Origin of the sequence: Actinomyces sp. zg-332 (assembly GCF_011751945.2) — a bacterium.
Classification (GTDB): Bacteria; Actinomycetota; Actinomycetes; order Actinomycetales; family Actinomycetaceae; genus ZJ293.
Genome location: NZ_CP064951.1, coordinates 651407 through 665562, shown reverse-complemented (window position 1 = coordinate 665562; position 14156 = coordinate 651407). Strand labels below are relative to the sequence as shown.

The window sequence follows — 14156 nt, the reverse complement described above, 5'->3', positions numbered from 1 at the left end:
AAGAAACCTAGTCAAATAGTTTTATTCTAAGTAATAAATAATACTAAAACATTTTATTTTTAGCATTAAATATTTACGCATTGATGCTAATCAAGAAATAAATATTATCCACTCCCTACTTTCTTATTTATTACTTAGATACTTTGCGTTTATAGGATATATTTTACTAAAACATTTTAGTTATAAATATTATTCCTAAATATTTTGTCCATATAGTATATTATTTATAGTTTATTCTTGTATTTAAGTATGATATCGAAGATATCGGTCATAGTTGACATATTTTCTTATCAGTACTCTGTGTCAATATTTTTTCTTCAAGCATAAACTTTTTCATCGCTTCACATTGATTTTTATCTATTGTTGTATCAAAACTACCTAGTCCTTTAGGATCAAATAGTATGTTTGTTGCTTTCAGTATTTTTAATCCTAAGTCTTTACTTTTATCCAGCTCTTTAACATAGTGTTTTGCTGTTATATCTGTGGCTTTTTCTGGTGATTTTATAGTAAAGTCTATGCCCTTTTTCATAGCTTTTTTTATTTTTTCAACTAGTTTAGGATTTTTTTCAGCATATTCTCGTTTAGTTATTAAACTAGCCGAGATCAAAGGATTAGCCTTATTCGTAATTTCTATTGTCTTAACCTTTATATTATTTTCTTGAAGTTGTATCAAATCATTATTTGTATATCCTACAACTGCATCAACTTGCTGCGTTTTCATTGCAGCTAACTGTGTATACCCTACTTCTTTAATATGCACGTCTTTTTCTTGCATATTATTTTCTTTTAAGAATAGTAGTAGTGCATAGTAATTTTCCCCAAATTTTCCAGGTATTCCTATTGTTTTCCCTTTTAAATCAGCTGGGATTTTGATACCTTTGTCTTCTAAAGCAAAAATTGAAATAGGGTATTTTTTATAGTAGTTAGATACTACTACTAGATCTAGATTTTTGTTCATATCCATTGCTTTTAAAGTTTCATCTGCGCCAGCAACCACAAAAGTTTCATTTCCAGCAAGTAGAGCGTCAAATAATCCTTCGCTAGCACCATGGTGACGTAGTTTAACGTTTGACCCGAAGTATTTATTTTGTTCAGCAACATAAAAAGGAGCAAATTGTATATTAGGAATGTACGTTAACCCTAGAGTTATGTCTGTATCAGTTGTATTTGTCTTAGAGTCATTTTTGTTTATACTCTGTGTTGACATGCTGCAAGAACTTAAAGTAAATAGGGCAAATATTAGAGTCGATATTGTAAGTAATTTCTTAATTGCTTTATTTGTATACATTATATTGTGCCTTTTCTAATTTGAATTTGTTTATTTGCGTAATAGGTATCTAGAATCTGTAAATTCATTCTATTTTTATAGTTTTATGGTATGAGCGAAAGCATTATTTTGCTTTTTCTTTCGAAGAATAATAAGAGCTGATAAATTAGTAACGATAGTACGCATAATATTATTATCGTTGAGAACATCCCAACTATGTCTAAATTATTTCTGTATACGGTTAAAAGTGTGCCTAAACCGTTGCCTCCCATTACCATTTCACCAACAATTGCCCCAGTTATAGACAAAGTAAAACCATTTCGTAGTCCACTCAAGAAATTGGGAATAGCTAAAGGAAATTCAATTTCAGCTATTAGTTTTATTCCTGTAGCTCCGTCTAGTTTAGCTGCTTCTATGACTTCTTTATCTATAGTTTTAAAACCAGTCAAAGTAGAGATAAATATTGGGAAGAAAACTATCAGTGTACATAAAATAATTATTGATATTAATCCATATCCTATCCATAGAACTAAAACAGGCGCAAGCGCAATTGCTGGTATAGATTGGCTCATTGCAATGAACGGATGAATTGCTTTATCAGCAATAACACTCTTATACACTGTTAACGCTAGTGCTACCCCTATAAAAGCCCCAATTATTGAACCAAATGCTGACTCTACCAGAGTCACAAAAATATAATTCAGAGTTTGCAGATTAGTTATATCTGAAATAAATTTTTCAAATACCTTTATGGGAGATGGTAAAAAAATTTCACCTAAAGTTGTAAGTTTTGATATCAAAAACCAGATTAGTAAAGAAACAGTTATAGATAGTAATGAAATTGACTTATAAAAAATATTATATTTCAAGCTATTAGTAACAGCTTTACGTTTTGTCATACTTGCCCTCCTTTCGTTAGAAAATCAGGGTAAGCAAAAACACACGTAAAAGTTATAACACTTAAACGTGGTCTTATAATGATTTTCTCCCATCCGGACTTTAACCGTCGGTTTTGGATTTTCACCAAATCAGCCGTAAATTACTTTGCATTAGTAGCTTACGGGTCGTGGACTATAACCACCGGTTCGGACTTTCACCGACCCCGAAAATCTATACACATCAATACTAATTTATTTTTTAAAAAACAGCTAGGGTCTTTTATATAAAAATACTATAAACAAATATTAAGATACATACACTATACAAGTAGCAATACTTTATAAAATAGACACTCTATCTGAAAGTTTTAAAACAACAAATCTATATAAGTATATGTTATTCAATAATAATGGTTTTTAGCTACAACAATAATGTTTGTTACCAAGCTGACGCAAAATTTCAACTTCATTATATGCGTCTTCTGCTTTATAAACAGCAGACCCAGCAACAAATACATTAGCTCCAGCTTCTGCAGCTTGAACAATTGTCTGTCTATTTATTCCACCATCAACTTGTAATACTACATCTAAGTTTGCTTCGCTTATTGCTTTACGTGTACGACGTACTTTATTCATCATTGAGTCTAAGAAAGCTTGTCCACCAAATCCTGGTTCAACAGTCATAACTAGTAACATATCTATTTCAGGCAAAATATCGATGAAAGGTTCTATAGGGGTCGCTGGTCTAAGTGCTAAACCAACTTTGGAACCGATTTTATGAATTTCACGAGCCAATCTGATAGGTGCTGTTGCTGCTTCTGCGTGGAAAGTAACAGATTCACAACCTACCTCAGCATATTCTATAGCCCAACGATCTGGATCTTCAATCATCAAATGAGCATCAACTGGAATTATATTACTTTTCACTACAGCTTCAACTACTGGTAATCCCCATGATAAATTAGGCACAAAATGATTATCCATTACATCCACATGCGCAAAATCAGCATTCCTAATTTTATCCAACTCGCCACGTAAATTAGCTATATCACAGTTAAGAATTGATGGAGAAATAGTTACAGACATCGTTGTCACCTTTATTTACTAGTTATTTAAACCACAAGTTACACAATTATCATAAAGTGGATAAGCACTAATTACAAGCTAGTGTTGTTATATGCGCTTATATACTTTAGTAAACTCTTAGGTCTATATGTTTTAATACGGTAAGTGCTTTCCATAGATAGAATTTACTTATGCACTACCAAACGTAAGCAGATAGAAGAATAGCAAAATTTGGTCAGTAATTAGCTAAAATACAGCTCATTATTTTTAAATACTTATTTACTACCTGTCACGTTTTACGAAAATGTGTTTTACGAAATGTAAAGCTTATTTTTTGACTATTAACGCTAAAAACATACAGTCACTATCATGCATATGTGTCCAAAGTTGCAAATACGGTCCCTCACCTAAATCTAGTTCTTTATCAGGTATCAAGTCTTTTGCAACTTCAACTGCATTAATAACCATAGCGTCCTCATGTTTTTCCATAAAAGCACTAACCTGTGCATGAGTTTCAACTATATGAGGAGAACAAGTAACGTATGCTAATACCCCACCAGGAGCTAGTAATCTATAAGCATTTTCAAGTAATTCTTGCTGCAAAATACGTAGTTGTGCTAAATCTTTTATAGTTTTACGCCAACGTGACTCAGGTCTGCGTCTTAAAGCCCCTAATCCACTACAAGGTGCATCAACAAGTATTTTGTCATACAGTCCGTCAAGCTCTCTGCCGTCATTACAAACAACTTCATAAGTATTTGGATTTACAGATTTCAAAGTTTTAGCAACAAGCTCAGCTCTATGTGCTGAATACTCATTTGCTAGTAAGAACATTCCTTGTTCTTGAGCATAACAAGCCAGTAGTGCCGCTTTTCCTCCTGGTCCAGCACACATATCCAGCCATTTTCCTTCATCGGACCCTGTTTCGATATTTGCCAGAATCTGGGCGCAAAGCTGAGATCCCTCATCTTGAACAGCAGCAAGCCCGTCACGGATTGCTGGTAGTCGCCCAGGTGTTCCGTTTTCAATTACTACAGCGTCATAGCTTAATATTCCGGGACGAACATTAGTGTGTAAAATATTTTGTGCTTGTTCAGCTAAATCAGCAGGATGTATAAGATTTGGTCTAGCAACTAAGCAAACATATGGGTTTTGACAGTTAGCTTCCAGCAATTCCACTACTTCTTCAGCTGGCCTACCATTTTTCACCAAGCTGTCTTGTAATGCTCTAACTATCCAAGCAGGGTGAGAGTATTTAATGCTAAGTACTTCATCTTCACGTTTACCACTAAGGACAATTTCTTCCCATTCTTGTAGAGTTCTCTCACTCATTCTGCGCATTATAGCGTTTATAGTCCTAGCTGGACCATCAGTAGTTATATGTCTAGCTAAATCAACTGTCTCAGAAACAGCAGCGTGGGTTGGAATACGCATGGAAAATAGCTGATGTGCCCCTAATCTAAGCAAATCTATAACAGTTGAATCGAGCTTAGTTTTACCAGTATATGCTGTTTTTATAATCTCATCGTATAGAGCAAACATTCTAATCGTGCCATATGATAGTTCTGTGGCAAATGCGGCGTCACGTTTATTTAAGTATTTGTTCTTAATAATTGTTGGTAAAACTATATTCGCATATGCATCATCTTTACGAACAGCACTTAAACATTCAAAAGCAGCAAGCCTAGCTTTATCTACAGCCTTAGCTTTAGCTCTATATCCATCTGAATATTTTTTCCTAGGTGCTGTTGCCATATTTTTCCTTATTTATAATAAATGTAATTTTCCAAGAACCTATTGCTATTAATTCTACACAAGTAGCTTTACAATATAGAGTCAACTACAAATATAACTAATCTAAAAGAGCTAATCAAATTTCTAGATTACTTTCACAAATGCTAGGAACAAATAAACTACTAGTTATCAACACGTTAGTTAGTCATTAGTTCCAAAGTACTTTTCTCCCCTAAGACCTCTAGCCCAGTCAGCGGCATTCATCCAAGACTTTCCTGAAGGTGCTACCCTAGTTAAAAGAAGATTATTAGTTTTAGTTCCAACATAAACACTTCTCTTTGTAATTTTTAATTCACCAGGAGCTAAATCATTTTCTTCTGCCAAAGTTAATGGGGCAATCTTTATGCGTTTATTATCAATGAAAGTATATGCTCCCGGTTGGTCAGTAACAGCCCTAACTAAAGCTTCAATTTCTGTAGCTGATTTATTAAAGTCTATTTCTCCCATATTAGATGGAATTTTTGGAGCTAAAGTAACCCCTTCTTCTGGTTGAGGAAGTGGTGTTTGACCAGCAAGTATTTTATCTAGGCTCTCAAGCACAAGCCCAGCTCCACTACTACCCAACTCTTCTAATAGCTCAGAAGAAGTTTTCTCGCCCACACTCGTTTGTAAACTAGCATACACAGGTCCAGTGTCAAGCCCTTGTTCAAGTTGAAAAACGCAAGCCCCAGTTACAGTATCAGAATTCATAACTGCGTATTGCACAGGAGCTGCTCCTCTCCAGCGTGGTAGTAGAGAAAAATGCAGATTTATCCAGCCGTATTTAGGCATTTCTAGAACTTTTTTAGGTATCAAATTACCATAAGCCACAACTACAGCTACATCACAGTGTAAATCACTTATTATTTGTTGTGACTGTTCATCTTTTAACGATTTTAATGTGAGTACAGGTATATTGTTTTCTTTAGCCTTTATGCTAACTTCTGATTCAACAAGTTTTCTACCACGACCGCTAGGAGCAGGTGGTCTAGTTAAAACAGCAACAATCTCATGTTCACTATCAATCAGCGCTTGTAAAGTAGGCACTGCGTTCTTTGGTGTTCCAGCAAATAAAATACGCATTAAACTATTAAAACATAAAATACTAGGTTTTTACATTTACCACAGCTGAATAGGGTCTACTTGAGTCCTAATTCTAGGTAATTTTTTCAAACTTCTGTACGCTATATATTCTTTTAGTAAGTTAAGTAAATTTTTACTTTCAGCAATACTGCTTTTACAAATCGTTAAAGCTTGATTATTAGGTTTAGAAATCACTCCTATGGTTTCAAAACCATTGTCTTCAATATGTTTAATACAATCTGTAATTTGCTGATGGTTACCGAATAAACTAATAAACTTGCTATGAGGCGGTAATTGTAGCTCTTTACGTTCAGTCAAAATTTCATCTAAGATTTTATTTGTGTTCCAGGTCTGTAAGTTTATAGCTACATTATTTTCAATATTGCCATCAATAACTACTGTACCATTTTGTCTAGTTAGTCCAACAATGTTATACCAGCGCCTAAAACTTTCTGTTTGTGCCCAAAATGTTGGCAATTCATATATAGTTTCTATATCTAAAATTATTGAAGCTGCATAGCCGTTTATTGGTATAGGTTCTGCTCCTGGTGTTGCTACTATTATTCTGCTTCTATCATCTATATAATCAGTTATTGGAGTAGTTGCATTTGAAAGCAGGATTGGAACAGATGGGAACATTTTTCCTAAATCGTGCATCGTTTTATTATCACCAGATCTAATGGCTTTAAAATCATCATTTTTACACTTACTACATTGATAGTGATCGTAAATTTTCCCACAGTTAATACAGGTAAATAAGTTATCGTTTTGCATTGATACTAAATGTTTACATTTTGAACACACAGGTACTAGAGAACATTTTTTACACACAACTTTTGAAAAATACCCTCTAGTTCCAACTTGTACTAATACAGGACCTTTTTCTAGAGCATTTTTTATAGTTTCATATGAGTAAGAGCTTATTCGATGGTAAGGCTCTATATTGTCGAGTAGTTGTGTACATACAATTTTTGGGGCTATCATCCTAGCGTGTTGCGGAGTAATTTCTAGCGGAATAGCCCATTTTAAATTTTCAAGCTGACGCATATAAATACTCTTATTAAAACCAGCAAGTATTAAAGCTAGTTTCTCATTTATACTACGTTGAATTGCAACTTGACGAATATTTATATAAGGAGATTTTTGGCTTTGATAGTTCAAGTTAGCGTCATCAAAACAAATAATTAAGCCTAAATCTCGAGCAGGAGCAAAAACAGCGTTCTGCGTGCCTAAAATTACTCTAGCTTGCCCTGTTAAAACTTTTAAAAAGTTCGTATATTTTACAGAACCTGTATCTTCTGAGTATATTGTTGCAATATTTTTATCTGAAATGTATTTCTTCAAAAAAGAGTGGACTAGATCTGATTGTTTTTTAGTTGGTAACAATATGATTACTTGTTTATTAGTCTTTAATGTAATAAAAGTCGGTAGCAATATCGAATATACCCAGTTTAACAAATCTGTACCATAATAAGATCTAAGTGTAATAGTTGCTTTTACAGGAAGTGAATTTTCAAGGTTTTTCAGCAAAACTTCACCATTTATATACTGAGTTATTGCTTCTTTAGGAATATCGTCTACATTTACTTCACAGTCTGATAAGTCAGGAGCAAATTTTTTTTCAACTCTAATTTGTCTGTTTTGCACAGCTATTTTTACTATCTCACTCGTGTTAGTCAAATACAGCTGAGCAGTTTTTTTAGCTAACTCATATATTTCAGGTGTGAGTAAAGAGTATTTTGAATCCACACTTTTTATTTGCAAAAGTTTTTCTGGATAATCGTAAGTATATCCATGTTCTATTATCCAGCCTTGCAAATTTCTATTAGAAAAAGGAACAGTAACAGGAATTCCAAAAGCAATACTATTTACATTATCAGATGGGACTTCATAATCGAAAAGCCTATCCATATGTGGCATAGGTAAATCTAACAATACTTTGACTACGTATTTCTTCAGTTTAGATTTGTTTTGAGCATAGTCAAATAAAGTATGCGACACCATCGTATCAGCACTTAAATTGTTTGTTTCTTTATCAAACATTCTCGCCTCACAACGATGAAACTCTTAGTCCTCAATGTAATCTTGTAAAGTATCTAATATTGTAGTAGCAATATTTGTTTTTGTGGAATTATTTTGTGAAAGCACTTCGCCTTCTTTATTTATTATATATACACTATTGGTATCTTTATCAAAGCCTTGTGATTTACCTACAGGATTTATAACTAAAAGATCACAATTCTTACGCGAAATTTTTTCCCTACCATAGCTTAGAATCGTTTCTTCGTCCCCTGTTTCTGCAGCAAAACCAACGATTACTTTTTGTTTATCTAAACTATTTTTTAGTGAAACTTCTTTTAAAATGTCCTTAGTCTTTACTAAAGTTAAGTTCATTTCATCTATGTCATGTTGCTTTTTTATTTTAGTATCTGATGGAGATTTAACAGTCCAATCTGAAACAGCAGCACACATCACTATAATATCGTGGTCGTCATATTGTTCAAGAACTCTATCATACAAATCGCTTGCAGTTTCAACTTTTAAGATACTAATATCATTTGAAATATCAGATAATAAATCATCTTTAATATTACAAGCTAACAAAGTCACTTTTGCGCCACGTTTTTGTGCTTGCTTAGCTATAGCAATACCTTGTTTACCGCTACTACTATTAGATATGAATCTAACAGGATCGATGTATTCTTTAGTGCCTCCAGCAGTTATAAGAATTCTTTTATCTGTATAGTCTTTGTCGTATAAAGTAGCTAAACTTTGCTCAACTATATAGTTCTCATCAGCTAAACGACCCTTACCTATATCACCATTGGTAAGCTCACCTACTACTGAATCAATAATATTGATTCCAAATTGTTTCAAAGTTTTTATATTTCGTTTAGTAGCAGGATGCTCATACATATTTGTATGCATAGCTGGCGCAACACTAATAGGTTTGCTAGTAGCTAATAGTATTGCTGATAATAAATCGTCAGCGACACCACTAGCCATCTTCGCTATAAAGTTAGCGGTTGCTGGAGCAATTATAATTAAGTCAGCCCAATTAGCTAGTTCAATATGCCCATAATTAGGAACATGCTCAAATATATCATGGGAAACAGGATTATCAGACAATGCCCTAAAACTTGTTTCCCCCACCATTTTCAAAGCGTTTTCAGTTGGAACTACAACTACTTCATGACCTTGTTTTTTGAGCTGACGTAAAATATTTAAGCTTTTAAACGCAGCAATACCGCCCGTAACACCAAGTATTATTCGAGCGGTACCCATAAAAGAATTCTTTCTATTCAGCTGCATTACCTTCTTGATAAATCAATTCTAGTTTATCTTCATTAATTTCACGCAAAGCGATCGAAAGTGGTTTGCAGTCTGGATCTGTTTGTACTAGAGGACCTGTCATTTCTAACATGCCATCTTGAAGCTGCTGATTGTAAGTATTAATCTGACGCGCTCTTTTTGCAGCGTACACAACTAAAGCATACTTTGACTCAACGTTTCTTAGTAAATCGTCAATTGGAGGATAAATAACACCTTCAGGTTTAGGTAGTACTCCCGACATATCCCAGCCTTCATTTATTCTATTTTATATAACTCTACTTGGGTTATTTTACTATATTTCTTTATTAAAATCTATGAAGTTCTATTTCAAATTCATAATAGTTGCTATTTCGTCCACTGCGTTTTCGAGGATATCATTGACAACTACATAGTCGAACTCATCTTGTGCTGCCATTTCAATTTTGGCTGTTTCTAGACGTTTGGTAACATTTTCTATATCTTCAGTCCCACGCCCTACTAGTCTTTTTTCTAGCTCTTGCCAGCTAGGTGGAGATACAAAGATATAAGTTGCACGCTCACCCATTATCTCTTTTACTTGGCGAACACCATCTAAATCAATTTCGAGGATACAAGGCTTACCGTTTTCTAAAGCTTTTTCAACAGGCTCTAAAGGAGTGCCATAATAGTTTAGTCCATGCACAAAAGCGTATTCTAAAATTTTCTTTTCTTTAACTAAAAACTCAAACTTTTCTTTATCAACAAAATAGTAATGTACGCCGTCTTGTTCACCAGGGCGAGGCAATCGAGTAGTCATTGAAATAGAGAGAAAAATATTAGGGTAACTCTCTATTAGCCTACTTACTATTGTTCCTTTACCAACCCCACTTGGACCAGCAATAACATACAGTTTTTCAGACACGAGTTACCCCATTAATTATTTTTCAGCTTTAGCTATAGCATCTAGGATACCATTTATAAAGATTGGAGACTGATCAGTAGAAATTGCTTTGGCAATACTAATTGCTTCGTCAATCACCACAGCATCGTCAACATCGTCATTAAACAGTAGTTCCCAAACACCTACACGCAAAATAGCTCTATCTACGTTAGCTATACGATCTAACTCATGGTTTATCAAATAAGTTGAGATTGTATCATCAATCTTCAAAATATTATCAGCAACCCCTGAGACGATTTCTTCAGCAAAAGCTGGTAAGTCACTCATAGCTGGAGACAAAATTTTGCGCTCTGCTAACAAGGATAAGATTGAATCAGCACTATCACATATACCTTTTTGATCAGCCTCAAAAATAATATCGACAGCGCGTTTCCTTGCTTTAGTTCTAGATGTAAAGTTTGTGTTTCTCATTAGTCGTTTACGCGTGAGATATATTCGCCAGTACGTGTATCAACTTTGACCTTAGTACCTGTTTCTAGGAACAAAGGAACCTGAATTTCGTATCCTGTTGAAATAGTTGCAGGCTTTGTACCAGCTGATGAACGGTCACCCTGTAGACCTGGTTCTGTGTAAGTAATTTCTACTACGACAGAAGATGGTAGGTCAACAAATAAAATATTACCTTCGTGCATTGCAACAATAACATCTTGATTTTCTAGCAAGAAGTTACGAGCGTCACCAATAACATCAGAAGGAATCAAAAGCTGATCAAAAGTCTCAGAATCCATGAATACGTAATCATTACCATCTTGGTACAAGTATGTCATATCACGACGATCAACTGTTGCTGTTTCGACCTTGATACCAGCATTGAAAGTCTTATCTACAATTTTTCCTGAAAGAACATTCTTAATCTTTGTACGAACGAAAGCTGGGCCTTTACCTGGCTTTACGTGCTGAAATTCTACTACTGACCATAGTTGACCTTCAAGATTTAGAACCATACCGTTCTTCAAGTCATTAGTTGTTGCCACTTTTTTTCCTAACTATATACAAGATTTAACCTATTAAAGGGTACAGTTTTAAGCATTTTTTTTCAATTGCAACATCAAAGTTTCCAAGCTTTTAACAGGATTATCGTGTAACTATTTCTAAAATTGTATAAGTATTTGAAATATTTATAAGCCAAACGCATAACGCTGAAACAGTTATAAATGGAGCAAAAGCAATATCTTTTTTCACAGACTTACTAGCCAAGATAACATATATTATTAGCAAGAAAAGAGCAAAACCATAAGCATAAACTGCATATATCCAACTAAAACTACCTACCCACAATAAGTAGCCAAAACAAAGTTTTATATCCCCCATACCAATATGTAGTTTCGTAAAAACTACAACTAAAGTCATTACTATCAACATGACAAATACTATAAAAGCGTTTATAAGATAGTGTGTGCTTAGGTGAACAAAAGAGTATATGAAAATACTAATAAAAGCAGTAATAATAGATAGATAAGATAAAAGATTAGGTACTTTGTATATGTTTAAATCAGTTATGCTAACAAGTATACAAATGCCAAGAAAAACGCTTGCAATTACACTTGCGTAATCCCCATAACTCCAAGCTATAAATATGCTAGCAAAAACAGAAAAGAAAAAAGCAATTAAAAATTTATGATTAGGTAAGGGATTGTGAAAGCCGTTTTTCTTGAAATATGAATCAATATAGTTTCCACCACATATGCAAGAAATTATACCAATTAATGTCACTAATAACATTGATAATAAAACATTCATTGGCATTCCTTTAACTGCGGTGGGTCTACAAATGTAACAAATATAAATAGTACATATTCGAGAACAGATATACTACTCTGACAATTTTCTTATTCTAATCTATCTAAAGGCTAATTCAAAAACTTTCTTTTTTACTACGTTAATATCGTCTTCAAAAATGTCTCCAAATATTACTTTTAACGACATTAAAGTTTGGTAAAACAAAATTGTAAATGGACTAACTACTTTAGATCCATCTTGCATAGATTTGACTATAAACTCTGAAGGATAAGTATCAGTTCTTATCTGAACAGCTACACTATTTTTCTTTGAGCTATAGTGTTTTTTCCAATAAGTATTTTCATCATTTTTCAAATAACTAATTATTAAGTCAGCCTCATTTAGAAAGTCTTTCACAATATTAGGAGCAATATAAGGTAAAGGCTCCACAGCTATACCATTTCTATTAGCTATAGCATAGGGGTTATTTTTCCCAGCATAATTTTCTGAAAGTAAATAAATACTGCCTATTTGTTTTTCAGCACAACTAACTATAGCAGAAGAAATACAAGCAGAATTTCCCATAATTACAGCTTTATCAAAAGAAGTAATCCTATTATTTTCCTCACAAGTTCGATCTATTGCAGTGCTAAGTCCGTAAATACTTGTATTAAAAGCAGTTTTCATACCTGAAGTATTTATAATCAAATTAGCATTACGTGTAAGTTTAACTGAATCGTCAGCAAAATCTACACAATTTATAAACTTATCAGCAAGGCAAGAATCTATATGTAAAGCTTTACAAGTTGGTTCAATATTGTCTAAGACTTGCTTATAAAAATCATCAGATTTATACTCAAATTCTTCGTCCAAAGTTAAAGTTTTAAACTGAACTTTCAAATCATATAACTCATAAAAAGCTTTTAGTATCTTATAGAAATTGTTGTGTTCCAAGCTAGATGAAGTAACTAGAACACAACAATCTTTATTTTCAATAGACATTTTAATATTTTCTACTGACAAACATCTGCATGAGTTTTACAGAATTCTTTTAGTTTTTCTGTGTTAGCTTTCTGTTCATCAAGCGTAGAAGCAAATAGAGTTTCACCTGTATTCAAGTCCACTGTTACAAAGTATAACCAGTTACCATCGGATGGACTCATAGCAGCTTTAATTGCTTTTTCACTAACAGCACCGATAGGTGTAGGAGGTAAACCTGTGTGAATATAAGTATTATAAGGAGTGTCCTTAGCAATTTCATCTGCTGTAGGTATACCACCAAACTTGCCTAAACCGTACAAAACAGTCGAATCCATCTGAAGCTTACCACGTACTTCATTGTCCTCGCTTGAAATTCTATTCTCAATAACTCGAGCAACCATTGGATAGTACTTATCTTGGTTTACTTCACGTTCAATTATTGATGCTTTTGTAAGAATTTCTTTCCACTTGTCATGTGGTACTTTCAAATCTTCCAAAGTCTTTTTAGTAATTGCAACCATGCTCTTCAAAACATCAACTGGCTTATCATCTGGTGAAATAGTATAAGTCTTAGGAGCAATCCAACCTTCAAGGTTTCCATTAGCTTCTTCAGGAAGATCTATTGAGTTAGGGTTAGCAATTACATCACGTATATCTTTTTCAGAAAAACCAGCAACTTTTACAATGCGTTTAATAACTTGTTCAAGAGCAAATCCTTCTGGAATAGTAATTTTCAAGTCAATCTTATTCTTTGGATCTAGCAAAGCTGCAACAGCATCAACTGCACGCATTTGTTTCTTTAACTTATAAACACCAGGTTGAATAGAAACCGAAGCAGCATTAGAAGTAAAAGCTTTAATAAACACATCTGTGGAAGCAACAACCTTAGCATTATACAAAGAATTAGCTATATCTGTTCCAGTTTCGTTGTTATGAATCGTAACTTTTACAGTACCAGTTCCAGGTCCCGCATAGTCAGAAGGAGCAAATAACGAATCCTTTAAAAATGTATAAGAGAAAAACGCTGCAAATAGTATAAAAACAAATACAACAGGTATAACTAACTTAGAGTGCTTCTTTTTTTTACGTACCGAATGTGCAGCACGACGTGAAGGATATCTATTAGTATTATCCACTT

At 33.6% G+C, this 14156-nt stretch carries 14 protein-coding genes and 1 riboswitch; all 14 genes read right to left on the bottom strand.

The window, feature by feature from the left end; translation table 11 throughout:
- Positions 1–268: 268 nt before the first annotated feature.
- On the bottom strand, positions 269–1207 hold the full coding sequence (locus tag HCQ94_RS02680; protein ID WP_166977392.1) for an ABC transporter substrate-binding protein: 939 nt from the start codon (positions 1205–1207) through the stop codon (positions 269–271).
- 164 nt (positions 1208–1371) lie between these two features.
- The gene (locus HCQ94_RS02675) at positions 1372–2166 is read right to left on the bottom strand and encodes an ABC transporter permease (protein WP_166981618.1); all 795 of its coding nucleotides are present in this window, start codon (positions 2164–2166) and stop codon (positions 1372–1374) included.
- Positions 2167–2243: 77 nt separating this feature from the next.
- Positions 2244–2381: riboswitch (FMN riboswitch) on the bottom strand.
- A 181-nt stretch (positions 2382–2562) separates the two neighbouring features.
- Complete coding sequence (gene rpe / locus HCQ94_RS02670) at positions 2563–3231, bottom strand: ribulose-phosphate 3-epimerase (protein ID WP_166977388.1); 669 nt, start codon at positions 3229–3231, stop codon at positions 2563–2565.
- Between the two features lie 306 nt (positions 3232–3537).
- Positions 3538–4965 carry an RsmB/NOP family class I SAM-dependent RNA methyltransferase gene (locus tag HCQ94_RS02665; RefSeq protein WP_166977386.1) on the bottom strand — a complete coding sequence of 476 codons (1428 nt, stop codon included), beginning with the start codon at positions 4963–4965 and terminating at the stop codon, positions 3538–3540.
- A gap of 180 nt (positions 4966–5145) precedes the next feature.
- A complete protein-coding gene (fmt, locus tag HCQ94_RS02660) occupies positions 5146–6066 on the bottom strand; it encodes a methionyl-tRNA formyltransferase (protein WP_166977384.1) in 921 nt (306 codons plus the stop codon).
- 36 nt (positions 6067–6102) lie between these two features.
- Positions 6103–8109, bottom strand: a complete 2007-nt coding sequence (locus HCQ94_RS02655; protein ID WP_166981615.1) for a primosomal protein N' family DNA-binding protein — start codon at positions 8107–8109, stop codon at positions 6103–6105.
- A 24-nt stretch (positions 8110–8133) separates the two neighbouring features.
- A complete protein-coding gene (gene coaBC, locus HCQ94_RS02650; protein WP_196373624.1) occupies positions 8134–9351 on the bottom strand; it encodes a bifunctional phosphopantothenoylcysteine decarboxylase/phosphopantothenate--cysteine ligase CoaBC in 1218 nt (405 codons plus the stop codon).
- 13 nt (positions 9352–9364) lie between these two features.
- Positions 9365–9640 (bottom strand): DNA-directed RNA polymerase subunit omega, encoded by a 276-nt coding sequence (rpoZ, locus tag HCQ94_RS02645; RefSeq protein ID WP_166977378.1) that lies wholly within the window; start codon positions 9638–9640, stop codon positions 9365–9367.
- A gap of 81 nt (positions 9641–9721) precedes the next feature.
- The gene (gene gmk, locus HCQ94_RS02640) at positions 9722–10279 is read right to left on the bottom strand and encodes a guanylate kinase (protein ID WP_166981609.1); all 558 of its coding nucleotides are present in this window, start codon (positions 10277–10279) and stop codon (positions 9722–9724) included.
- A gap of 15 nt (positions 10280–10294) precedes the next feature.
- Positions 10295–10729 carry a transcription antitermination factor NusB gene (gene nusB / locus HCQ94_RS02635; protein ID WP_166977374.1) on the bottom strand — a complete coding sequence of 145 codons (435 nt, stop codon included), beginning with the start codon at positions 10727–10729 and terminating at the stop codon, positions 10295–10297.
- Positions 10729–11292, bottom strand: a complete 564-nt coding sequence (gene efp, locus HCQ94_RS02630) for an elongation factor P (RefSeq protein WP_166977372.1) — start codon at positions 11290–11292, stop codon at positions 10729–10731. The genes nusB and efp overlap by 1 nt, the downstream gene beginning before the upstream one ends.
- Positions 11293–11392: 100 nt before the next feature.
- Positions 11393–12058, bottom strand: a complete 666-nt coding sequence (locus HCQ94_RS02625) for a prepilin peptidase (protein WP_166981606.1) — start codon at positions 12056–12058, stop codon at positions 11393–11395.
- A 99-nt stretch (positions 12059–12157) separates the two neighbouring features.
- Complete coding sequence (locus tag HCQ94_RS02620) at positions 12158–13039, bottom strand: hypothetical protein (protein ID WP_166981603.1); 882 nt, start codon at positions 13037–13039, stop codon at positions 12158–12160.
- Between the two features lie 11 nt (positions 13040–13050).
- A complete protein-coding gene (mltG, locus tag HCQ94_RS02615) occupies positions 13051–14154 on the bottom strand; it encodes an endolytic transglycosylase MltG (protein WP_166981600.1) in 1104 nt (367 codons plus the stop codon).
- Positions 14155–14156: the final 2 nt, after the last annotated feature.